The 22,552-nt window shown below is 65.4% G+C and carries 16 protein-coding genes and 2 tRNA genes; 5 read left to right on the top strand and 13 right to left on the bottom strand.

Annotated features, from left to right (window positions below):
• Nucleotides 1–20: 20 nt before the first annotated feature.
• From FFS08_RS20735 to FFS08_RS20720, 4 genes are all read right to left on the bottom strand, one after another.
• Nucleotides 21–1,247, bottom strand: a complete 1,227-nt coding sequence (locus FFS08_RS20735) for an RtcB family protein (RefSeq protein WP_137864416.1) — start codon at nt 1,245–1,247, stop codon at nt 21–23.
• A 491-nt stretch (nt 1,248–1,738) separates the two neighbouring features.
• A tRNA-Ala gene (locus FFS08_RS23670) sits at nt 1,739–1,852 on the bottom strand.
• Between the two features lie 8 nt (nt 1,853–1,860).
• Nucleotides 1,861–3,408 carry a vWA domain-containing protein gene (locus FFS08_RS20725; protein ID WP_137864417.1) on the bottom strand — a complete coding sequence of 516 codons (1,548 nt, stop codon included), beginning with the start codon at nt 3,406–3,408 and terminating at the stop codon, nt 1,861–1,863.
• A gap of 18 nt (nt 3,409–3,426) precedes the next feature.
• Nucleotides 3,427–3,504: transfer RNA gene (locus FFS08_RS20720), tRNA-Pro, on the bottom strand.
• A 259-nt stretch (nt 3,505–3,763) separates the two neighbouring features.
• Between FFS08_RS20720 and rtcR the strand changes: the two genes are divergently transcribed.
• From rtcR to FFS08_RS20705, 3 genes are all read left to right on the top strand, one after another.
• Entirely contained in the window at nt 3,764–5,368 is a 1,605-nt protein-coding gene (rtcR, locus tag FFS08_RS20715; RefSeq protein WP_137864418.1) for an RNA repair transcriptional activator RtcR, read from the top strand.
• 637 nt (nt 5,369–6,005) lie between these two features.
• Nucleotides 6,006–8,276 (top strand): serine hydrolase, encoded by a 2,271-nt coding sequence (locus FFS08_RS20710; RefSeq protein ID WP_249341245.1) that lies wholly within the window; start codon nt 6,006–6,008, stop codon nt 8,274–8,276.
• A 145-nt stretch (nt 8,277–8,421) separates the two neighbouring features.
• A complete protein-coding gene (locus tag FFS08_RS20705) occupies nt 8,422–8,742 on the top strand; it encodes a hypothetical protein (RefSeq protein ID WP_137864420.1) in 321 nt (106 codons plus the stop codon).
• A gap of 204 nt (nt 8,743–8,946) precedes the next feature.
• On the opposite strand, the gene FFS08_RS20700 is transcribed toward FFS08_RS20705, so the two are convergent.
• Both FFS08_RS20700 and FFS08_RS20695 read right to left on the bottom strand, forming a co-directional pair.
• The gene (locus FFS08_RS20700) at nt 8,947–10,035 is read right to left on the bottom strand and encodes a PstS family phosphate ABC transporter substrate-binding protein (RefSeq protein WP_137864421.1); all 1,089 of its coding nucleotides are present in this window, start codon (nt 10,033–10,035) and stop codon (nt 8,947–8,949) included.
• 186 nt (nt 10,036–10,221) lie between these two features.
• The gene (locus FFS08_RS20695; RefSeq protein WP_137864422.1) at nt 10,222–10,794 is read right to left on the bottom strand and encodes a hypothetical protein; all 573 of its coding nucleotides are present in this window, start codon (nt 10,792–10,794) and stop codon (nt 10,222–10,224) included.
• Between FFS08_RS20695 and FFS08_RS20690 the strand changes: the two genes are divergently transcribed.
• Complete coding sequence (locus FFS08_RS20690) at nt 10,793–11,959, top strand: PstS family phosphate ABC transporter substrate-binding protein (RefSeq protein WP_137864423.1); 1,167 nt, start codon at nt 10,793–10,795, stop codon at nt 11,957–11,959. The two genes, FFS08_RS20695 and FFS08_RS20690, sit on opposite strands and share 2 nt — an antisense overlap.
• A 21-nt stretch (nt 11,960–11,980) precedes the next feature.
• Here the strand turns inward: FFS08_RS20690 and FFS08_RS20685 are convergent, their stop codons facing one another.
• On the bottom strand, nt 11,981–14,278 hold the full coding sequence (locus FFS08_RS20685) for a TonB-dependent siderophore receptor (protein ID WP_137864424.1): 2,298 nt from the start codon (nt 14,276–14,278) through the stop codon (nt 11,981–11,983).
• A gap of 126 nt (nt 14,279–14,404) precedes the next feature.
• Entirely contained in the window at nt 14,405–15,544 is a 1,140-nt protein-coding gene (locus FFS08_RS20680) for a PstS family phosphate ABC transporter substrate-binding protein (RefSeq protein ID WP_137871855.1), read from the bottom strand.
• Here FFS08_RS20680 and FFS08_RS20675 point away from each other — a divergent pair.
• Entirely contained in the window at nt 15,543–16,607 is a 1,065-nt protein-coding gene (locus tag FFS08_RS20675; protein WP_137864426.1) for a YncE family protein, read from the top strand. The genes FFS08_RS20680 and FFS08_RS20675 overlap by 2 nt on opposite strands.
• A 48-nt stretch (nt 16,608–16,655) precedes the next feature.
• Here the strand turns inward: FFS08_RS20675 and FFS08_RS20670 are convergent, their stop codons facing one another.
• The 5 genes from FFS08_RS20670 to FFS08_RS20650 form a co-directional block, all read right to left on the bottom strand.
• Complete coding sequence (locus FFS08_RS20670) at nt 16,656–17,813, bottom strand: PstS family phosphate ABC transporter substrate-binding protein (RefSeq protein WP_212742056.1); 1,158 nt, start codon at nt 17,811–17,813, stop codon at nt 16,656–16,658.
• A 29-nt stretch (nt 17,814–17,842) separates the two neighbouring features.
• Nucleotides 17,843–18,328: a LysR substrate-binding domain-containing protein gene (locus tag FFS08_RS20665; protein WP_171015337.1), complete on the bottom strand. Its 486-nt coding sequence runs from the start codon at nt 18,326–18,328 to the stop codon at nt 17,843–17,845.
• A gap of 230 nt (nt 18,329–18,558) precedes the next feature.
• Complete coding sequence (locus tag FFS08_RS20660) at nt 18,559–19,929, bottom strand: tripartite tricarboxylate transporter substrate-binding protein (RefSeq protein ID WP_171012742.1); 1,371 nt, start codon at nt 19,927–19,929, stop codon at nt 18,559–18,561.
• A gap of 167 nt (nt 19,930–20,096) precedes the next feature.
• Nucleotides 20,097–21,434, bottom strand: a complete 1,338-nt coding sequence (locus tag FFS08_RS20655) for a CitMHS family transporter (protein WP_137864440.1) — start codon at nt 21,432–21,434, stop codon at nt 20,097–20,099.
• A 69-nt stretch (nt 21,435–21,503) separates the two neighbouring features.
• A complete protein-coding gene (locus FFS08_RS20650) occupies nt 21,504–22,544 on the bottom strand; it encodes a YncE family protein (protein ID WP_137864430.1) in 1,041 nt (346 codons plus the stop codon).
• Nucleotides 22,545–22,552 lie beyond the last annotated feature (8 nt).

The following is a 22,552-nucleotide window of genomic DNA, read 5'->3' as shown; positions in this document are numbered from 1 at the left end:
TGCCGGGCTGACGAGAGCTTTTAGCCCTTCACGCACACCACCTGCTTCAGCGTATGGACGATCTCGACCAGGTCGGCTTGCGCCGCCATCACGGCCTCGATCGGCTTGTACGCCTTCGGCGTCTCGTCGATCACGCCTTCGTCCTTGCGGCACGCGACGCCCGCAGTGTCGCGGATGTGCTCGTCGAGCGTCACCAGCTTCTTGGCCGCGGTGCGGGACATGATGCGTCCCGCGCCATGGCTGCAGCTGTCGAACGACTCCGCGTTGCCCAGGCCGCGCACGATGAACGACTTGGCGCCCATCGATCCGGGGATGATCCCCAGCACGCCCTTGGCCGCACGCACCGCGCCCTTGCGGGTGACCAGCACATTCTCACCGAAGTGATTCTCGCGCTGGACATAGTTGTGGTGGCAGTTGACTGCCTCCATCTCCGCGTCGAACGGCTTGGCGATCTGCCCGCGCAGCGCGCGGATGACATTGGCCATCATCATCCGCCGGTTCAGCGCCGCGAAGTCCTGCGCCCAGCCGACTGCCTCGACATAATCGTCGAAGTGATCGGTCCCTTCCGGGAAATAGGCGAGGTTCTCGTCGGGCAGGTTGATGTGCCATTTGCGCATGTCCCGCTTTGCCAGCTCGATGAAATAGCTGCCGATCGCATTCCCCACGCCACGCGATCCCGAATGGAGCATCACCCACACGCGCTGGTCCTGGTCGAGGCACAGTTCGATGAAGTGATTGCCCGTTCCCAGCGTCCCCAGGTGCACCAGGTGATTGCTGTTCTTGAGCCGCGGATATTTCTCGGTAATCCGGTCGAAGCGCGCTGCAAGCGTCGCCCAGGCCTCGACGATCGCCGCGGGCGGATCGCCCCACGAACCCTGGTCGCGCTTGCCGCGGCCGACCGAACGGCCATGCGGCACCGCCTGCTCGATCGCCGAGCGGATCCCCTCGAGATTGTCGGGGAGGTCGCTCGCCACCAGCGAGGTGCGCGCCGCCATCATGCCGCAGCCGATGTCGACACCCACCGCCGCCGGGATCACTGCGCCCTTGGTCGGGATCACCGAGCCGACGGTTGCGCCGATGCCGACATGGACGTCGGGCATCGCGGCGACATGCTTGAACACGAACGGCATCTGCGCCGCACGCGCCAGCTGGGCGCGCGCACCGTCCTCGACGGGAACGCCCCGGGTCCACATCTTGATCGGCACGCCGCCCTCGACGTGCTGGAAATCATACAAAGCCTCGGTCATCTCGACCTCCATCAAACGCATGGTGCCGGCGACAAGGTCTGGCGAGACATTTCCCTGAGCTATCCGGTTGCCCGGAGGCGGAGTTGGACCGCCGACCTCCCGCATCGCTGCGGGCGCTCTGACTTGTAGTCCCGCCGGCATTCGCCAGCTTCGAATCCGGTGCCGGCGACGAGTGGGTGGCGAGACCTGCCTTGTGCTCTATCCATCTGAGCTACGGGCCGGATGGCCCGGCCGGCTTCGAACCGGCGTCCCAAGGTCCGCATGTAGTCCCGCCGGCATTCGCCAGCTTGAAACGGGTCACGGCGACGAGGATGGGAAGGACACCCCGAAGGGCCGGTGCTCTAACCAGGCTGAGCTACTGCCCCTTTCGGCGCAGGCGGGATTCGAACCCGCGACACCCGCATTACCAATGTAGTCCTTCCCGGCATTCGCCGTGCCGTTCGTGTCGGGTCGTGGCGACGAGATCGGCGAGACGCGGCCCTTAAGCTACGTGTCGGCGGCGGGACTCGAACCCGCATCTCTCCGGCGGCCTTGCGGGGCCGGAGCGCTTTACTCGTCGGGCCTTTCTATGGTCGACATGTAGTCCCACCAGCATTCGCCACGACCCTGTTCGTTAGACCTCCGTCTGCTTGACGATGCTCACCCAATCCCGCGCCTCGCCGGAAACGAAGCGCGCGATCGTATCGAACACCGCGTCGGAGAAGCCCCCGACATTGAGTATGTCCGCCCGGCCCTGCGGCGCCTGGCTGGTGCCATGGGGCTGGATGTCGATGCACACGAGCCGGGCGGCCGGGTTGCGGCGCTTCAGCTCGTCCCACTCGCGCATCGTCGCGGTCGCGCCTCGCCGGGTGGCGTCCACCCAGGATTCATTGTCCGAGACGATGACGACCAGGTCGACCCGCTCGCGCAGCAGGTTCAGTGCCGCCAGCGGCGCCGAGACATTGGTGCCGCCGCCGCCGATCGCCGCCAGCTTCGCCGCATTGACGGCGACGCGGGCCCTGGGATCGAGCTTCAGCTTCACCACGCCCTGCTCGAACGGGATGACGCGGGTGTCGCGGTTGGTCCGCAGCATCGCCGCCGCGACCAGCGCCGCGACATCGATGCAGCGCACCGTCGACAAGGCGCCCTTGCGATAGCCCGTGGCCGGCGAGGACATCGACCCCGACACGTCGGGGCAGACGACCACATTGCCCGGCACCTTCGGCACGCGCGCGAGCGACTGCTCGAGCGCCTCCTCCAGCGCCGCCCGGACCTTGCACGGCACACCCTCGCGGGCCTGGCCCAGCGCCACCATCAGCTGATAGGGCATCGGCCGGACCTTCGCGATCGCATCCGCATCGGCGAGCCGTCCGGCAACCGCTTCGGTGACTCCCTTCACGTCGAACGCGCCGTTGCGCGCCAGCGTGTTGAGGTTCATCCGCAGCGCCTGCCACCCGATCCGCGTCGCAAGCACCGCCCAATCCTCCGCCGTGAGCGGAAAGGCAGTGAGCCACTCGAACGGGACCGCCGGCAACGGCAGCGACCGATCGGCTTTCCATGCCTCGAACGCAACGATCTCGGCAGGCAGCGCGGCAACGTCATAGGGACGCCCGATCAGCCAGCCATAAAAGGCGCGCCGCGCCGCATCGGCGGGCTTGGGGTGAACCATGCGGACGATATCCGCCAGGCTCGGATCCTTGCCCGTCGCCGCCATCAGCTGCGGCATCGATGCCTGCTCCAGCCAGCCTTGAACCAGCCGCTTCGGCCGCGAGCCGAGCGAGGAACGTCCCACCTGGCCCGAGCGCATGATCTGCACGAAGTTGCGCAGCATGCGGCCATTGTCGATCACCCGGTCGAACACTGCGACCGCGAGGTCGGGATCGGCAACCGTCAGCCAGGCCGCCAGCAAGGCCGGCATGTCCTTCATCGCGCCCGACCGGCGGGCATAGACCGCCGCCTGCGCCACGAAATACGGATCGCAGGCGCGGGCCGCTTCCAGCACATCGGCCAGCTGCGTCTCGCCGGCGCCGTAGAAGTTATCGGCCAGCGTGCCGGTTGCCGCCAGCTGGGCGAGCTTGTGCTCGGGCCCATAGGCATAGGCCGGCGCGCCCTCGCGGTTCCGCGTGTCCGCGGCCGGCATCAGCTTTGCGATCGCCGAAGCGAAAAGTCCCTTGTTGGCCATCGTCCAACTCCTCAACTCTGGTCAGGGCGGCAGGATTTGAACCCGCGACCTCCCGCTCCCAAGGCGGGCGCTCTGCGCAGCCTGAGCTACGCCCTGTGAAATTTCCCGGGGGCGGCCAGCCCATTCCGGCCGCCCCGCATTCCGCCGCCGGCTCAGGATGTTCGACCGCCCTGTCCGACGCCCATATGCTACGCAGGACACGTGCCAATTTCGCGGATCACCCAAGGTGATTCTTATAACAATCTGATATTGATAGCTTTTAATTCAGAAATCCGCCTAGGCCCGATTTCTGTGCTCCCTGGTGAAATGGGATTCTCCTATCGCCACGGATCGATATTTATCCTATTGTATAAGCATGAAGCCGCTCAACGTCATTGGATTCCTCGGTTCGACACTGGATGCGAGCAAGTTCGGCCCGTCGCGCTGGAGCAAATGGCGTCCCTCGGTCGCGCTCACCATGCACGAAGACCTGCGCGTCGATCGCTTCATCCTGCTTCATGGCGGCCTGCACAGCCGCCTCGCCGAATATGTCGCCGAGGATATCCGGTCGGTGTCGCCCGAGACGCGAGTCGATCTGCGCCGCCTGGATCTCCGCGATCCGTGGGACTTCGAGGAAGTATATGGCAAGCTGCTCGACTTTGCCCGGGCCGAGCCTTTCGATCCCGATGCCGAGGACTATCTGGTCCACATCACCACGGGCACGCACGTCGCGCAGATCTGCCTCTTCCTGCTTACCGAGGCGCGCTACCTGCCCGGGCGGCTGCTCCAGACCCAGCCGGCCAAGCGCGGCGAGGACGGCGGCGCGCCGGGGCGCTGGACGGCGATCGACCTCGACCTTTCCCGCTACGACAGCATCGCCACGCGCTTTGCCGTTGCCGCGCAGGAAAGTACCTCGTTCCTGAAATCCGGCATCGAGACGCAGAGCGTGACGTTCAACCGCATGATTGACGAGATCGAGCGGGTGGCGCTGCGCTCGAAGGCGCCGATCCTGCTGATGGGCCCCACCGGAGCGGGCAAGAGCCAGCTTGCGCGCCGCATCTATGAGCTGAAGCGCCTCAAGCACCAGATCGCCGGCGCATTCGTCGAAGTGAATTGCGCGACCCTGAAGGGCGATAGCGCGATGTCCGCGCTGTTCGGCCATCGCAAGGGCGCATTCACCGGTGCGGTCGCCGACCGGCCGGGGCTGCTGCGCGCAGCCGACACGGGAATGCTGTTCCTCGACGAGATCGGCGAGCTGGGGCTCGACGAGCAGGCGATGATCCTGCGCGCGATCGAGGACAAGCGCTTCCTGCCGGTGGGTTCGGACAAGGAGGCGGCATCGGAGTTTCAGCTGATCGCCGGCACCAACCGCGACCTGGGCGAGGCAGTGGCCGCCGGCCAGTTCCGCGACGACCTCTATGCGCGGCTCAACCTGTGGACCTTCCAGCTGCCCGGCCTCGCCGAGCGGCGCGAAGACATCGAGCCCAATCTCGATTACGAGCTGGACCGCTTCGCCGAGCGCGAGGGCGATCGCGCCAGCTTCAACAAGGAGGCGCGCCAGCGCTATCTCGCCTTCGCGACCGGCCCGGACGCCACCTGGCCAGGCAATTTCCGCGATCTCGCGGCCAGCGTTACCCGCATGGCGACTCTCAGCCCCAAGGGCCGCATCGACATGGAGTGCGTCGCGGCCGAGATCGAGCGTCTGAAGCACCTGTGGTCCGCGCAACGTGACGGCGGCGCCGACCTGCTGACGGAAATTCTGGCACCGGACGTGCTGGCGGAAATCGATCCCTTCGACCGCGTGCAGCTTGCCGAGACGGTTCGGATCTGCCGGAAAAGCCGCTCGCTGTCGGAAGCGGGCCGCGTGCTCTTCGCGGTCTCGCGCGCCCGGCGGACATCGGCGAACGATGCCGATCGCCTGCGCAAATATCTGGCACGGTTCGGACTGGATTGGTCCAGCCTGGCGCAGCCCCTCGCGTGACGCGCGGGGCACCAGTCCCTCCGCATTTGTCGGTGGCAATGCCGGCTCCTACATGCTGCCGAACCAGATGCGAGGCCGTGCGATCCGCATCGATCCCGGCGGCCCGGCAAGGTCGCGGCGATATGGCATCTTGCCACTCTCTTCCCCGGCGCATCTGCGGATCCGGCAGTGCATGAAGGCGATATCGCGCTGCTCGCGCGGCGCTTCGAAGCGTTCGAGGGAATCGCCAATGGGCCGCGCGCGACGATTGAGAACGGCATCGACCGGCTGGCGCTCGATCTTGCCGCTTCTCCGGATGCCGAGAACGCCCGGACATTGGCACGGGTTCGCGATCGCGAAGGAGTCGCGGCGAAGTGGCGGACCTCGCTGGGTGGGGCGAACGAGCGCAGCGATGTCCGCCGCATCGCGGAAGCAAGCTACGCGCCGCGCGCGCCTGCGTGGCGCGGCACGCTACACGCATTGATCGTCTCGGGCGCCAGCGCCGGCGGAACATCGCCGATTGTCCACGCCACCTGCACTGAAACTCGACGCATCCGCTCGACTCCGCATTCGCCAATCCATTTCCGGGGAATGACGAATGAAGACGAGACCATGGGCCAGACTGCTCGGACCGAGTTGCATGGCGATTGCCGTGGCAATGCCCATGCTCGCACAGGCACAGGCACAGGCGCGGACACAATATCCGACGGGACGATGCGTCTCGACGCGCGGCCTCGAGCGCATGGTGAGCGCGTTCCAGAAGAGCGCCAGCGCGACGAACGGCACGCCCGGCATCGCCGCGACGGTATTCGACAAGGACGGCATCGTCGCGAGCGCCGCCGCGGGCGTGCGCAGCCTCAATACCCAGGTGCCGCTGGAGGCGGACGATCGCTTCAACCTCGCGTCGAACACCAAACACATGCTTGCAATATCGTTGGCGCAGCTGGTCGACCAGGGGCGCCTGTCCTATGATGCGCAGATCGGCACGTTGCTGCCCGATATGGCGTCCGCGATGCAGCCGGCCTTCCGCGATGTCACCGTGCGGCAACTCCTGACGATGACCGCCGGGCTCGGCTCGTTCAACGGCACCGACCCCGGCCCCACCGCGGCGATGATCGATGCGCTGAACGGGATGCACGGCAACGCCGTCGAGCAGCGCCGCCAGATCACGCAATTCTTCCTCCAGAACGAACCTGCCTATGCGCCGGGCAAGGGACAGCTCTATTCCAACGCCAGCTTCGTCGTGCTCGGCACGATCTATGAGCGGCTGGCGGGGCGCCCCTATGAGCAGGCGGGGGTGGAATCGGTCTTCGGTCGCGTCGGCGCTTCGGCAACGTTCGGTCTCGCCCTCGACCTGGGGCCGAACAATCCGTCACTTCATTTTCCGATGGAGGATGGCTCGATCCTCACGATCGACGATCCCGCCCAAGTACCGGACGCAGCCATGATCCGCGTGCCGGCGGCAGTGAATTCGGGCGGCGGCATGGTGGCCAGCATGCCGGCATTCGCACGGGTCGAACAACAGTTGCTCCGCGCGTCGATGGGCCTCGAGCAATCGCTTGCCTCCAACGCCGCGCTGCGCGACCTCTTCGAGCCGGTCGGCGAGTACGGCTTTGGCGGGATCGAGAAGATTCGCGCGGGCGCTCGGACCGCATATGTCTTCACCGGCAACATGCCGGCCGGTTCGGCCGTCACCTTCCTGGTTCCCGACGCCGGGGTCGGCGCAGTGCTCGCGACGAACAGCGCACTCAACCCCTTCGAAGCCCTGGGCGCAGGACAGGACATGGCCTTCATGATGAAGCTGGCCGAGCGGGCTCGTCTCGGCGTCATGGTTGCGGGCTCGAGCGACCAGGCCGCGGTCTTCGGCGCGGTGGACGCGCTATGCGCCGCGGCGAACGGCGAGGCTTCTCCGATCGTCCAGACCTTCGGAGAGTTGACCCGTGCGCAATCTTCCGCACTGGCCGAGCGGATCGCCCCCGACGACAGCCGGATGATCGATCGCCTGTCCGCCGCACCCATGGAAGCGATGCTGGGCCATCTCGACATGCATCTGTCGATCGGCGGCAATGCCTTGCGCGGCCGATCCGCCGGAGGCGAGGCCGGCTGGCGCGCCTTCCTCGCCGGCGGTTCGCTGGGTGGCCGCGCCGTCGCCGGCACGACGGGGTCGGCCGGCGACATATCGGGTTGGGCCACGACCTGGGGGTTTGCCGGCCCGCTTGGCCAGAATCTGCGGGCAGCCATCGCATTCGGCTATGCGAAGGCACGCGCAAAAGCCAATGGCGGCGCGGCTTCGACACGGCTGACGTCGCCCCAGATCGGCCTTGCGCTTGCCTATGACGGTGCCGACGGCCTGTTCGGCGACCTTCGCGCCACCTTCGCGCGGCAGCGAATCAGCACGACCCGAGACCTTGCGATCGACGGGCTCGACCTGGGCACGACGCGAGGCCGGCGCTCCGGATTCGGCACAGTGATCGACGGCAGCCTTGGTTATGCCCTGGGTACCAAGCTGCGGGTCGCTCCGATCGCCGGCCTGCGTTTCACCCGCAATGCGGTGGACCGGCTCCAGGAGAGCGGATCGCTCCTTTCCCTCTCGATCGACGATCGGCGATCGTATCGGCTGGATGCGCGTGCCGGCATATCGATCGCCGGCGAATTCGCGATCGGTACGGCTATGATCCGGCCGAGCGTCGAGGCTTTTCGCGTCCGCACCATAGCGGAAAGCAGCCCCGACTGGACCGCCCGGCTCGACGCTGCCGGCCCCGCCATGCGCTTCGCTGCCGCGCCGATCGATCGCAACTGGACGATGCTTCGCGGCGGAATCGATGTGGACGCCGGAAACATGGGGTTTCAGCTCGGTGCCGGAGGAACTGTCGGACGCGATGGGCGCAACGATCTCCAGCTGTCGGGCGGCATGCGGTTTCGTTTCTGATCCGCTCCGGGCCGGCATGCCTTCCGCCGGCCCGCCCCTTCCGCGCGACCGCACCCGGACGACAAGCCATTGGCCCCGGTGCAGGTTACGCGAGAAATGCGATGGATGGACAGCAGGTCCCTCTGCACGTGAAGGATCGCCCCCCATGACCTGTGTGCCGCAAATCCTCTTCCTGCTCCTCGCGGCATTCGACTTCGCGTCCACTCGCTATGCGACTTCGCGGTTCGGGAACTCGGTCGAGGAAGAGAATCGCCTGTGGCGCTTCCTGTTGAAGCGGCACGCCCGGGCATTCGATCTGCTCTATCCCGTCGGTGCCCTGGCGCTTGCAGGTCTGTCCTTATGGCTCCCCACCGATCTGGGAGCCGGATTGATGTTCGGGCTGATCGGCGCCTTTCTCACCATTGCCGTCAACAACGCGATCGTGCTGGCCCGGCTGTTCCGCCAGGCCCGACGATCTCGGACATAGGCCCGGTCGCCATGCCCGCCGGATTTCATTGAAGCGCCGCGCCTATTTTACGCTCGCCTCACGCCGGATCACGCTCGCGTTCGTCGGTTTCGGCGGATCGGCGAGGCGCTTCCTTCGTCACGCGAGCATTACGTCCAGATTGATGCGCAAGGCGAGGCCGCAGCCCCCGGGACGGAGCCACGGCCAAGCTCCCGGGCGGGACAGCTACATCGTGTCGAGCTTCGCGAGTTCCTCGCGTATGACATCCGGCTGGAGCGGCAGGTAGACCGCATCGTTGGAGACCTGCTGCTGCCCTTCGCGGCTCAGCACCGCGCGAAGGAACTCCTTGACCTTGGGCGGCAGTTTCGTGCCCGGCTTATGGTTCACGTAGATATAGACGTAACGGCTGAGCGGATAGCTGTGGTCATAGACGCTCTGCGTGGTCGGCAGCACGCACTTGCCGCCGGTTTCGCGCGACAGCGGCACGACGCGCGTGTTCGGCTGGAGGTTCGCCATCAGCGCATAGGTCAGGCCGCCGGGATTGGTCCTCATGTCGTCGGCGGCCACGTTGAAGGCATGGGTGAACCCCTTGCCCTTCACGAACCGGATGCCATCGCGATAGTCGCCGCCCTGGAGCACCTCGAGCTTGAAATACCATTCGATGCCGTTGGGCGATCTCAGACCGTAGAGATGAATCGGCCGGCTCGCCCAGGCGCCGGCGAGTCCGAGCTGGCCCCAGTTGGCGATCGCAGTGCCGCCGCGCTTGTGCGTACGCGAGTAGATGTTGTCGAGCTGCTGCATGCTCAGGCATTTGATCGGATTGTCCTTGTCGACCATGATGATCGACGCGGCCGTCTTGCCCAACGATCCGACGCTGCCGGTCGCGACACGAAACGCGGTCGGCTTGTAGCCGAATTTGGCAACGAACCCGGCCTCCTCGGCCGGCAGCAGCTCGCGGCCGACGGGCGCCAGCTCGGCAGTCCCGCTGGTGAGCGCCGGCCCGCCCGTGCCCGAGGCGCGCGCCTCCATGGTGACGCTCAACCGCGGATAGGCCCTGCGCATCATCTTGACCCAGCCGAGCGTCATTTCGTCCATCACGTCGGCACCCACGACGTTCAGCTCCTCCTCGGGCTCGACCTCGACCGGGCCGGGATTCCAGAACGGAATCCGCTTGTCGGGCTGCACCTTGTGCTCGGGCTTCGCATATTTGAGCGCATTGGCCGGAATGCTCAGGATACCGACCGCCGCCAACAATATCCCTCCCGCCGCCACCGTCCCGCGTTTCGTGCGCAGGAATTCGTTGAAACCCTTCATCTTCCTCTCCTGAATCTCTCCGTCGCCCAATGCTGGCCGACGCCCAAATCCTATTCCCACGGGTTCGCCAAACAATGCGCCGACCCGCCGATCGGTATCCGCCACACGACGGATAGCTCCCCGAAAAGCAAAGCGTGCCAGGCACTTGACCCGGCACGCTCCACAATCCTCAAACGTCGGGCCGCGTCAGTTGGCGCGATCGTACAGCGAGGCCTCCGTCGGAAACTCCTTCGCGATGCCGTCACGGATCACGATGCCGGGCTGCATGAAATCGGTATCGATCTTGCCGGAACTGGTCGACTGGTGGAACGCAATGACGATCGCGACGGGTAGATACTTGCCCGACACGTCCTTCAGCGGCAGCACCACCGAGACCTTCTTGCCATAATCGGGTGTGCCCCATTTCGATTCGACCTGGGTGACGCCCTTCTTGGCGGTGATGATGTCGCCGGGCGACGAAGTGTTGCCGACCCGGTCCGGGAACGATCCCGCGATCATCGTATATGCATCCGCAGGCTGGCCCTTGGGCAGCGCATGGATGGTGATGCTCATGATTTCAGGATGGGTGGCGATCAGCGTATCGACCACCGCCTGGACGCGAATCTTGTGGCTCGGGGCAATCCAGTTCTTCGGCGTTCCCGGCGTCGAAGCGGCGCGTGGAATCTCGCCGCCTGCGGTCTGAGCAAAGCCAGTCGCCGGCGCGGCGGCGGCGAGGACGGCGGCAATCGCCAATGGGGTGCGCGAAGTGAATTTGACCATGATCCCTCTCCTTCTATTACGGTTCGACCACGTCCGGCGCGGCGCCGGGACGAGAACGGACAATCCAGTGAAGCTTGCGATTTTGCTCCCGCTCGTTCTGGCCTCGGGCCTAGCTCCGGTGCGCGCGCAGGGGCATCCAGCATACGGCATATGCACAAGCGAAACGGCTCAGCCATCGGTCAGGAAGGGCAGCATTCCGCCAATCCTCCCTTCCCTCGCAATGGCTTGGCGCGACGGATTCTCGAGGCTCCGGCCGGATGTCGCGATCGACTTCCCCGCGCCACATGGTCCACCACAAGGCGCGCTCGATCCGCAGCTGGCCGCCTTTCTCGATGGCAGGCTCGATTTCGCCTTCCTGACGCGCGAAATCGCGGAGGCGGACCTCATGAGATTCCGCCGCACCCATCGCGGCGCGCTCCCGGTCGTCGTTCCGGTCGCGGGCGGCAGCTGGAACCGGTTCGGCTTCGTGGATCCCGTCGTGGTCATCGTCCACGAAACCAATCCCCTGCGCGCGATCGACCTGCGACGCCTCGACGGAATCTTCTCCTCGACTCGCCTTCGCGGGGGCGCCGACATCATCGATTGGGGTGCTGCAGGGGCCCGTGATTGGCGCGGCAAGCCGATCCATATCGTCGGCGGGGATGCCTGGGCTGGAGAAGAATCGGCGCGAGCGCTCTTCATGCGTCGTCAGGTGCTGAGCTTGCCCGGCAATCGAGGGCATTGGCGGATCGTGTCCGGAAGCGGCGATGAGGCCGACAATGTCGAGCGGGTGGCGCGGGATCCGTTGGCGATCGGCTTCACCGGGTTCGGACACGTCCTGCCGGGAACGCGCGCCTTGGCGATCATTCCACGACCCGGGAGCAAGCCCGTGGCGCCGACGCGAGAGGCGATTGCGAGCCGGCGCTATCCCTTTGCGCGTACGGTGGACCTGCTGCTCGCCCGCGGGGCCGATGGTTGTATCGACCCCATGCTGGCGGCATTCGCTTCATTCATCATAGGCCCGGAGGGGCAGCGGATCGTCACGCGGCAGGGCGTCTTCCTGCCGCTGACGCGCGATCAGGCGATGGCATCACGGCGTCTGATCGCAGGCGATCGAGCCAATCGATCACTCGATTCCACCAACATGGCCATAGCCATGGGCACCGCGTCGGGGCGACGCCCATGATCCGGAACTGGCAATCTCGGATCAGAGTTTGATGCGCGCCATCAGCACGACCTGGCGAGGCGTGCCCGGCACCAGCTGGATGTCGCCCGAGAAGCCCGCGCTTTCGATGTAGCGCTCGTCGAGCAGGTTGGTTGCCTTCAGCGTCAGGTCGATCTTGTCGCTTGGCGAATAGTAGATGCCGAAATCGACCGTCACATAGCTGTCCAGCGGCAGCGTGCCGCCCGCGGGTGCCCCGGCCGGCACGGATACTGTCGGCAGCAGGCCGGCCCGCTTGCCGATATAGGACACGCCGACGCCGAAACCGACGTTCGACAGCGGACCGTCCTTGAAGTCGTAGCGTGACCACATGTTGAACGCATCGCCCGGAGCATTCGTCAGACGTGCGCCATTCTGCACGGGTATGTTCGAAGCGGTGACACGGGCGTTGACGTGCGCATAGCCGCCGGTCACCTGCCAGCCGGGGAGCGGCGATCCGTTGAACTCGATCTCATACCCTCGCGATCGCTCGCCGCCGAGTTGATTGGAGCAGGTGCCGACCGCGATGGTGGCGCCCGGCGGGATCGTGATGCCCGCCGCGGCGAGTTGCGCAGCCGTGAGGCAGACGAAGGTGTTCAGCGTATTCTTCTTGGTGATGTCGAAATAGGCGGCAGACAGATTCAGACGCCCCCCGAGTATCTCGGCCTTCACGCCGCCCTCGATCGACTCCGCTTCGGTCGGCTTGAACGGGTTCAGGCCGAAATTGTCCTGCGACGATGCGGCCACCGGCACGAAGGAGGTGCTGTAGCTGGTGTAGAGGGTGAGGTTCTTCGTCGGCTGAACCAGGATGCCGGCAAGTGGCAGCCACTTCTTGTCCTTCTTCTTCACCGGAACGAAGGTCGCGATGCGCTTGTCCTCGATCGTCTGCGTCTCGTCGGCGTGGCGAACCCCGGCCAGGACCTTCAGCCAATCGGTCAGCGTCATCAGGTCGGATGCATAGAAGCCGAGTGAATTCTGGGTGGTATGGCGCCAGTTCAGGTTCGACGCCTGGCCGGCGTTGAACAGCGGGAACGTCCATGGCGCGGGCGCGCGGCCGATCGCCGGATTGTACAGACTCACATCCTGCCCGTCCGCGGCCGTCAGATTGTAGAATTGCAGGCGGTTGAGGCTTGCGGTCTCCTGGCCGCCGCTGGCGCCGACCAGCAATATGTGCCCGATCCCGAGAGTTTCGAACCTGGCGGTGAGGTTGGCGTCGAAAAAGCTGTAGGTCCGGCGGTTCTCCTGCCCGCGCGCACGGCGTGTGACCATGTCGTTGGCCGCAGTACGGAAACCGACAACGTCGTAGTTGCGCTGCGTGTCGAAATGATCCACCCAACGATAGCCGGCGTTGAACGTGATCGCATCGCTGAACGCGTGGCGGACGAACGCGTTGCCGATCCATCCCTTCTCCACCAGGTAATCGTCCGGTTCCTGATAAGTCGTGTCGATCGACGCGACCCTGCTCGCATCGCGGAACGGCGCGACGAGGAAGGTGTCGTAATGGGCCTTCACGTAGCGATATTCGCCCTGCAGCGTGATCGTGGTGCGATCCCATGGCTTCCACGCGACGCTCGGTGCGAAATAGACCGGCGTTTCGTACGCATCCCGGCGGAAGCTCTCGCCATATCCGAATTCGCCGACCGCACGGGCGGTGAGGGAATCGTCCGCGGTCACCGGACCGGTTAGATCGAACGAGAACAAGCCGCCTTTCGCCCGGCGATAGGTGCCGGCGCCAAGCGTGCTTCGCGCCTCCACGGCAAAATGGGGCGTAGCACTGGGCTTCTTGGTGATGATGTTGATGAAGCCGCCCGGCTGTGCCTGGCCGTAGAGCACCGACATCGGCCCCTTGACCAGTTCGATATGGTCAGTGCCGACGGTCGGCGGCGAACCGAAGCGTACGGAGAGGCCGGGCATGCCGTCGGTCAGGATGGCGTTTCGATCGTTGCCCGATGTCTTGAAGCCGCGGAACGTGATGTCGTAGCTCGTGTTTCCCGCGCGCTGGATGCCGGTCATGTAGCGATAGGTATCGGAAACGTTGGTCGTGGCGATCGCGTCGAGGAAGTTCTCGTTGTAGCTCGACGTGCTGAAGGGCGTGTCGAGCACCGGGATATCCAGCTTGGTCGCACTTTGCGCGCCCGTATCCTGGAACTTGCCCGTGACGACAATTTCCCGCGCCTCTTCCTGCGCCTCCTGCTCGGGTGTTTCCTGATCCGCCTCCTGAGCGGCGGCGGGAGTGCCGATCGCGGCCAGCGACGCGGCGCCCAGAGTCGCGAGAGTCGATCGGGCGATCGAGAATTTGGACATATTTAGCCTCCCCCTAAGTCGTCAGAGCGCGCCGCATTGGCTGCCGGTCTGCGCTCGGTGCGATCCTCGCGATCGCGCTTTCATGGTCCATCCGCTAAATGACTGAGAGGTGCGGCGGCGGATGGGTCAATGGGGCAAGCCTATGGACTTACGAGCCTTTCTTACCTCTCGGGCGTTGAGGGAGAGATATCCGCGCCGGCCGGCGGCGATGGTCTTCTGCCCTTCGGGGGATAGCGCCAGACCGAGAAAGGCACGCGCCAGCTGCTCGATCCGGCCATGCGAATCGCGCCGGACATAGATGAGAAGGTGGCGGTCGAAGGCATAGTGTCCGGACCGGATTCCCGCGGCATTGCCCATGGTCTCCCGACCCGTCCGATCCATGATCCGCAATGCCCGGATTCCCGGCCGCGCATGATTGAGGTTGGCGATACCGATCGCGTCGCGATCATGGGCCACCGCGGCGGCGACCTCGCGCGATTGGGGCCGTCCGTCGAAGCCCGGAACATAGCGCAGGGCCTCCATACGCCGCAGCATCAGCGCGCCGATTGCAGTGTCCGGAGCGAGCCCGATCACTCGGATCGGACGATCTCCTTCCGGACCGGCCACGCCGAGCGCACGCCAGAAGCGGATCCGTCGCTCATCCGGCCGCGGCGCCATGATCCGACGAAGCGCCGCGACCGAGAGGCCATGCACCGCCTTGCTTTCATGGACGAATATTCCCGTCGGCGAAGAGAGCGCCCCGGAGGTCAGGGAATCGTGCGCGATCGGAACCGGCACGGGATCGAAGCGGTGGACGCGACGCCAGTTCGCCAGATCGCCGGGCTCGAACTCTGCGCCCATTGGCGCGAAGGCGGAGGTGCCGTCCATCAGGGGAGCAGGTGCGGTGCGTGTTCCCTTGAGGATCAGCTCGAAGCGGATGCCCGGGTGGCGCGCCTCGAACATGCGGGCCAAGGGGACGAGCATCTCGTCCATGTCGTTGTAGCCGACCACCCGCACCTTGCCTTCCGGCGTCAGATAGCGTGCGTCGGGCGGAACCAGTTCCTGCGAAGCCGGGCCGGCGGCGAGCAACGACAAGCCGATCAGGGCGAGGAGGCGGGGTATCTTCATGCGTCCGTTGTGCCGGACGCCGGGCCAATGCTGCATCCGTCTTCCGACGGACGGATTGGTGCAAGGGTATGATTGTGATCGGAAACGCGACGCGCTGTCGTCGAAGCCCCAGTGCGGCCCGATCGCGGTCCGCGCGCCAAGGATGAGGATTCCGACCATGCGATTTCGTACCGGCCTCGCCGCATTCGCAGCGACTGCCCTCGCGCTGCCGGCTTCGGCCCAAACCGCGCCGAACCCCACGCCGCTATATTCGCTGGACACAGCGCAAATGCTGCCCAGCACCGATACGGACTGGGACTATATCCGCCTCGATCCCCATGGCTCACGCCTGTTCATCGCGCGGCGCAAGGACGGCCTGACCGTCTATGACGTCGATAGGAGGAAGGTGATCGGCACGGTCGCGAACTCGGCCGGCGCCAATGGTCCCCTGCTCTTGCCGCAATATAATCGTGGCTATGTCGCCATGACCGACGGCTCGCTGCTGAGCTTCGATCTCAAGACCCTGGCGGTGATCGAACGGATAAGGTTGGCCGAGGACGGCGGACTGAACGGCGTGGTTCACGATCCCGCGACCAAGCGCATCCATGCCGTGGTCAGTGCCCGTCAAACCGAATCCGCCTGGTTCACGCTCGATGCCGCGACCGGAAGACCGCTGGGCAAGACTGTCTTCCCGTTCAGAAAGATGGACGACCCCTCGCCCGACGGAAAGGGCCATCTCTACGCGCCCGCGCGCTACGACAACATCCTGATGCGGCTCGATGCCGAAACGCTCGAGGAACAGGCACGCTGGCAGATAGACTGCGTCCAGGTGGTAGCGGTGGAGTATCAGCCCAGCACCAATCGGGTGTTGATCGGCTGCCGCGGTGACAAGCCGGTGTTCATCGCGCTCGACCCCGATACCGGCAGGCAACTGGCGAAGATCCCGATCGGCAACGGTATCGACGGAATGGCGGTGGACGAGAAGCGCCACCGCATCGTCACCTCCAACGGCGGCAATGCGAGCCTGACCGTGATCCAGCAGGATGGGCCCGACAGCTATCGCCTGCTCGGCAACGTCCAGACCCGCCCGCAAGCCCGCACCATGGCGATCGACGAGCGGGACGGGCGCCTCTACCTCGTCAACGCCGACGCGACTTTCCCAGGCCCGGACGACAAGGGCGCGACACCCGCACCCTATTTCCATCCCAACAGCTTCGCGGTGCTGACCTACAAACCAATGTAGGGCTGCTCGGCCCCTTCCCGGTCCCCACCGGGAAGGGGCCTGTCGCAGTCAGCGAGGCGCATTCATATACGCCCGGCTGGCCGAGACCTGTTTCGCGCGCAGCGGCAGATAGATGCCCTGACGCAGCACGACCTTCTGGCCCTCGCGGCTCAGGATGAAGCGCAGAAACTCCCCCAACACCGGATCGAGCGGCTTGCCTGCCGGCGCGTTGGTATTCAGGTAGATCAGGCGCGACAGGGGATAATCGGCAGTCGCGACATTCTCGTAGCTGGGCGAAAGGGCGGGACCGCCATCGACGCCGACCGGCAGGATCTTCACCTCGGAATCGATCGCCGACATACCGGTATAGCCCAGCGCATAGGGGTCCGCGGCTACTCGTCGCGCCACTACGAAGAAGGTTGCGTCGAAGGTGACGTGGTCGTTCCACTCCCCGCGCTTGCCAGGGACCGACAGGACGCGTTGACGGACGAATTCCTCGAACCCGTTCCACGGCTTGATGCCGTAGAGATGGACCGGCTTGTCGGCCCATTCCCCGGCGAGGCCGAGATCGCCCCAGGTCCTGATCTCCTTGCCCCCGCGATGACGGGTCGAGGAGAATGCGGCATCGAGCTGTGCGAAATCGAGCTGCCGGATCGGATTGTCCGGATGGACCATGAAGGCCAGCGAATCGAGAAAGCCGAAATGGCGCCAGCTCCCGCCCGAGATCGGCACGGAGAAGGGTTCATAACCGAACCGGTCACGGAAGGTGGCGATATCGGTGGGCTTCAACTCGCGCGAGACGAAGACGAGGTCGAGATTGCCCTTGATCAGCTCGATCGCCCCGAGGCTTCCCGCAAGCGGGCGCTCGATCTTCAGCTTGAAACCCGGGTGATATTTGCGGAACGCCGCCACCCAGGCTTCGACCAGGCCCGGCAACACATCCGATGACCCGGCGCGATAGGTCGCGTGGATCTTCAGCCCCTTGGCAGGCGTATAGGAGGCCAGCCCCGTATCCAGCCGCGGCCACAGCGCTTCGGGAGCCGGCAGGATCCGGCCTTCCCGCATCGCCTTCTGCTTCTGTTCGTCGGTTTGCGGGAAGACCGGTTCGGCGGTGGGCAATGCCCAATGGGTGGTCCCGGCCCTTATCGGCGGCGCATCGGCAGCCGGCGCGTGTCCTTGCGCCCGCGCGCCTTCCGATGCCAGCGCGATCAGTGCCACGCTGGCCATGGCCAAGCTCCCTGCCCCGTTGAAGCGCATCAATCCTCTCCCCGTAGGTCGCCCCACCACGGCGTGGTGGATGCCCTTGCACTTGATCCGGCAACGTCGTCGGCGTTCGTGCGAATTTCCTCGGGAACCGGCGCGTAGCTGCCACTGAGGGCAGCCTGGCCCTCTTCGCTCAGCGCGACGCGGACAAACTCGACGGCAATGAAATTGGCCTCGTCGCCCTTCAGGTAGAGATAGAGGGGCTGGTCGGGCCACATGCCTTCCTTGTGAATGCCGACGGTGACGGCACGCGGCCGGATTCCGGCCCCCCTGGCCAGCGCGCGCTCGCTCACCTTTAGCGGGCGCACCAGCGGTGCGAGGTCCGCACGCCCTTCCGCCATCGCATCGACGACTGTGCCGCTGCCGGACAGATTGACCGAAAGCCGCACGTCCGGATGCTCGCGATTGAAGATCGCTGCCCATCGCCTGACGGGCTCGGCGGTGGCCCGCGATCCGACGATCCTGAGCTCGCCTTCCATTGCTGGCCCCGAAGCATGATAGGATATCGGTGCGGCCCAGAGACCACCCGCGAGCGCGCACAGCGCAACAGCGATTCCTCCCAGCCCCAGGACGCTCAGCGGCACCCGCCCATTACGGCCGCGCACCGGGCGCGATCCGGCGTGGAGTTCGGGTTTCAACATGCGGCCATCCTGCGCGAACGACGCACGGAATCGATCCGTCCGATGGCGCAACGCATCCGCCTAGCGACCTAGATGAAGCGTTCGAGCACGCGACCGGCCAGATCCGAACGCCCCTCCAGCCCCGCCTTGCGATAGATTGCCTGAGCCTGTTGCCGTACGGTGCGCTCGCTGGTTCCGCGCAGCGCGGCAATCTCGCGAAGCGGAAGGCCGCGGAGCATGAACCAGGCGATGTCAGCCTCCGCATGCGAGAGGTTCCATTCACCGAAATCGTTGTCGATGCCGTCCTTCACAAGCTTGCTCGCGTCGAAATTGCCATTGTCGAGCTGCTGTGCAAGCTCCTGGCAGCGCCGCTCGAGCAGGGTGGCGAACTGGCGGCGGCGATGCAGTCGCCAGGCGAGCACCGCAGCGGCCACCGAGGCGATAGCGAATACAAGCAGCGCGATCACCGCGGTTATCGCCCCTACCCGCATGCTGGGTGGCGGCACCTTTACTGCATTCTCGCGCTCCGGCGGGTTGATGATCTCCTGCCAACGCGCTTGCTCGCGCTCGATGAACTGCGAGAAGCCTTCACTGCCGAGATAGGTGTCGGTCCAACGATTCTGCCGGAGGAGCTTGTGCCAGCTCGCGCTGGTCGCCATCGCCCCGATCAATGCCGACAACTGGTCCTGCTGCTCGGCGCTGACCCCCGGGGCCATGAAGACACCGCGCCAGTTCATCATCGTCACGTCGATCCCGCTCTCGCGCAGCGTGGGTGCATCGATGCCCGGAATCCGCTCCGGAGACGCCACGGCGAGAACCCGCAACCGCCCGTCGGTGAGGAACGGCGCGAATTCGGAGTAGCCGCTCAGGCCGATATCGGTACGCCCTTCGCTCAGCGCGTCCGCGACACGCCGGCCACCGGCGCGGCCATAATAGGGAATCTCGTCGATCGAGGCACCTGTCTTCTGCGCGATACGCCATACCAGCCCCTGGTCCGGACCGCCCAGCGCGCCGCCGGCCCAACGAATCCCGTCGGCGCGCTCCCGCATCGTCTCGACGATGTCGCGGACCGACTGGATCGGCGAGATGGTGCTGGTGACCAGCATGCCCCAATCGCCGGTAAGCCGCGCCACCGGCGTGACGTCGCGCAGCGTGATCGCGGACTCGTCGCGGATCGAGGATCCCATCAGGACAAGCCCACCGACCAGCAGGACATCGCCGGATCCGCGATGGCGGTTGACGAACTGCGTGAGGCCCACAAGCCCGCCTGCACCTGGATAGCGGACGATATTGACCGCACCGACCAGCCCTTCGTCTTCCAGAGCGACCTTCATCGCCTTCGCGGTGAGGTCCCAGCCCCCTCCCACCGCAGCCGGTACGATCAGCGTAAGCCGCTCGACGCGCAGCCTGGCGGGCGCAGGCACCTTGTTGGCAACGACCGGCGATGCCGCAATGACCAATCCGACCAACGCCAACCAGAAACGACAAGCGATTTTCCAGACGCCGCGAGGCGCGCGAATCCCCCCCATGGGCAAGCCCTCTCCACTGCAAAGGGCCGATTCTCGAGGACCGGCCTCTCCTGATGAAATACTATCGACCGTTAGCTGTCACGAGCCTGTCGCCGTTCTCAGACGTGCGCGGCGAATGGGAAAACACCGAGTGCGACCGAAGCCAGGAAGAAGACGAAAAACGAACCGACCGCCCACTTCAGGGTGAAGCGCTGGTGCTCGCCGAACTCGATTCCCGAGAACCCGACGAGCAGGTAGGTGGAGGCGACGAGTGGGCTGAGCAGATGTACCTGCTGCCCTACCAGCGACGCGCGCCCAATCTCCGCTGCGCTCAATCCGTAGTGGCTCCCGGTTTCGGCCAGGATCGGCAGCATGCCGAAATAGAATGCGTCGTTGGAAATGAAGAAGGTGAAGGGCGCGCTGAGTGCCGCCGCGATCGGCGCCATATAGGGGCCCCAAGCCGGCGGAATCGCATCGGTAACGGTAGCTGCCATCGCATCGACCATCTTCGTGCCAGACAGGATGCCGGTGAAGATGCCCGCCGCGAAGATGAGCCCCCCGACGGCGAGCGCATTCCCGGCGTGCGCGGAGAAGCGTTCGCGCTGATCCTGCAGCCGTGGATAGTTCACCGACATCGCCACTGCGAAAGCCAGCATGAAGAGGATCGCCAGCGGCATCACCTCGAGGACGAGCCCGGCCATGAGTGCGGCGGTGAGGAGAAAGTTGAACCAGATGAGCCCGGGCCGGCGCGCTTCGACATGGCTGTCCTTGTCCTCGGCGAGGATCTCGACCGCGCTCGCATGCTCGTCCACGGCATCCGCGGGCAGCTTCGCCAGCCGCGCGCGTTCCCGGACGCCGAAGCGCCACGCGACGAAGATCACCCACAGGGCCGTAAGGATCATCGGCCCGATCAACGGCACGAACACCTCCGCGGCGTCGAGCTTCAATGCGCTGACCACCCGCGCGGTCGGTCCGCCCCAGGGCAGCACGTTCATCACCGCGCCGGCCATGATGATGATGCACGCCATCATGCGGACATCCATCTTCATGTGACGATAGAGCGGCAGCATGGCCGCGGTCGTAATCATGTAGGTGGTCGCACCGTCCCCATCGAGCGATACGACCAAGGCGAGCACCGCCGTACCGATGAGGATCTTGACGGGATCGCCATCGACGATGCGCACGATCGCCTTGATGAGGGAATCGAACAGGCCGACGTCGATCATCAAGCCAAAATAGAGGATCGCGAAGACCAGCATCACTCCGGTCGGAGCAAGCTCCCTTACGCCGGCCATCATCATCTTTCCCAGCCCCGCGGGATCGATGCCGGTGAGGGGAGTTGCGAGCAGCGCGAAAAGCAGCGGCACCAGGATCAGCGCCATCAGCGCGGACACGCGCTTGGTCATGATCAATGTCATGAAAGCCACGACCATCCCGAACGCCAGGATCGACAACATCATATTCATATCCCCCCTCAGGAGAGCCCGATGGTGCCGCGGCTGGGTGCGCGCCGCCCCAGGCCCTTGTTATTTCTCGGAAACCACGATCAGCCGGAATGAACCCGGCCTCGCATCGGGCAGCAGACGCTTGCCCGGAACCGCCTTCGGCCAGACGAGATCGGCGGTGGAACTGAATACCCGGTGCGTCTTGGGATCGTAGGCGGCTGTCTTCGCATAGGCATCGATCGCAAGCCTCTGCTCCACCTGATACCGGTCGTCGCCGGTCCGCACGACGATCGTCCAGCCACCGTCACGATTGGCGACATAGAGGCGCTCGCGCTCGGGATCGAAGGCGATGCCGTCCGGATCCTCGCCCACGGGGAGTTCGGCGGCCACCCGGCCGCTATCGGCATCGACGACCTTCAGCATCCCGTTGCCGCACGTGGAGAACAGACGCCGCTTCGCGGGATCGAAGCCCAGCGCGGCGGGCCCCTCGCAATCCGGCAGTGCGATCCTGCGTACCACCGTCAAGCTCTTGGTATCGATCTCCGCGATCGCCGCGGATTCCTCGAGATTGACCCAGATCCTGCCCTTGCCGTCGGCCTGCGAGAATTCGGGCTTGTCGCCGATCGGAATGACCTTCGCGATCGTGTCGGTCGCCGGGTCGATGACGGTCGCGTCCTTGCTCGCACCGTTGAACACGAAAACCTTGGATGAAGCGGGATCGGTCAGGATGCTGTCTGGATTTCCGCCGGCGTTGATCGTCTTGAGAACCCGTCCGTTGACCGGATCGAACACAAGCACCCGGTTGCCGTCGCCATCGCTCGCATAGCCCTTGCCATGCGACAGCGCGACGCCGTGCGCCTTCTTGAATCCCGTAACTCGGGCGATCGGTGCCAGCCTGTCGAGATCGAGGATGTGAACGACCGGCCCGTGCGTGACGTAGAGGCGGCGCGCGTCGGGGTCGGCGAGAATATAGTCGCCCCGGCCTTCCCCCGGCAGATGGATCCGGTCGATCTGGAACGAGGTCGCGCGCGCAGCCTCTGACGCGTTCCCGGTGGAGTCCGGCGCACTCCGGCATCCAGCCAGCGCCGCGCAGAGGACCGCAAAGAGTGGGAATAGGCGCATGGAAGCTC

The sequence above is a fragment of the Sphingomonas sp. 1F27F7B genome (genome assembly GCF_005503355.1).
Taxonomy (GTDB): domain Bacteria; phylum Pseudomonadota; class Alphaproteobacteria; order Sphingomonadales; family Sphingomonadaceae; genus Sphingomonas.
This window is presented reverse-complemented; position numbering and strand designations above follow the sequence as displayed.

Coding starts and splice junctions, on each gene's coding strand:
- FFS08_RS20655 (WP_137864440.1), bottom strand. CDS start 21,434: ATGTTGTCGATCCTGGCGTTCGGGATGGTCGTGGCTTTCATGACATTG.
- rtcR (WP_137864418.1), top strand. CDS start 3,764: ATGAAGCCGCTCAACGTCATTGGATTCCTCGGTTCGACACTGGATGCG.
- FFS08_RS20735 (WP_137864416.1), bottom strand. CDS start 1,247: ATGACCGAGGCTTTGTATGATTTCCAGCACGTCGAGGGCGGCGTGCCG.
- FFS08_RS20710 (WP_249341245.1), top strand. CDS start 6,006: ATGCCCATGCTCGCACAGGCACAGGCACAGGCGCGGACACAATATCCG.
- FFS08_RS20700 (WP_137864421.1), bottom strand. CDS start 10,035: ATGAAGGGTTTCAACGAATTCCTGCGCACGAAACGCGGGACGGTGGCG.
- FFS08_RS20670 (WP_212742056.1), bottom strand. CDS start 17,813: ATGGCCAGCGTGGCACTGATCGCGCTGGCATCGGAAGGCGCGCGGGCG.
- FFS08_RS20685 (WP_137864424.1), bottom strand. CDS start 14,278: ATGTCCAAATTCTCGATCGCCCGATCGACTCTCGCGACTCTGGGCGCC.
- FFS08_RS20705 (WP_137864420.1), top strand. CDS start 8,422: ATGACCTGTGTGCCGCAAATCCTCTTCCTGCTCCTCGCGGCATTCGAC.
- FFS08_RS20695 (WP_137864422.1), bottom strand. CDS start 10,794: ATGGTCAAATTCACTTCGCGCACCCCATTGGCGATTGCCGCCGTCCTC.
- FFS08_RS20725 (WP_137864417.1), bottom strand. CDS start 3,408: ATGGCCAACAAGGGACTTTTCGCTTCGGCGATCGCAAAGCTGATGCCG.
- FFS08_RS20690 (WP_137864423.1), top strand. CDS start 10,793: ATGATCCCTCTCCTTCTATTACGGTTCGACCACGTCCGGCGCGGCGCC.
- FFS08_RS20650 (WP_137864430.1), bottom strand. CDS start 22,544: ATGCGCCTATTCCCACTCTTTGCGGTCCTCTGCGCGGCGCTGGCTGGA.
- FFS08_RS20680 (WP_137871855.1), bottom strand. CDS start 15,544: ATGGTCGGAATCCTCATCCTTGGCGCGCGGACCGCGATCGGGCCGCAC.
- FFS08_RS20675 (WP_137864426.1), top strand. CDS start 15,543: ATGCGATTTCGTACCGGCCTCGCCGCATTCGCAGCGACTGCCCTCGCG.
- FFS08_RS20665 (WP_171015337.1), bottom strand. CDS start 18,328: ATGGAAGGCGAGCTCAGGATCGTCGGATCGCGGGCCACCGCCGAGCCC.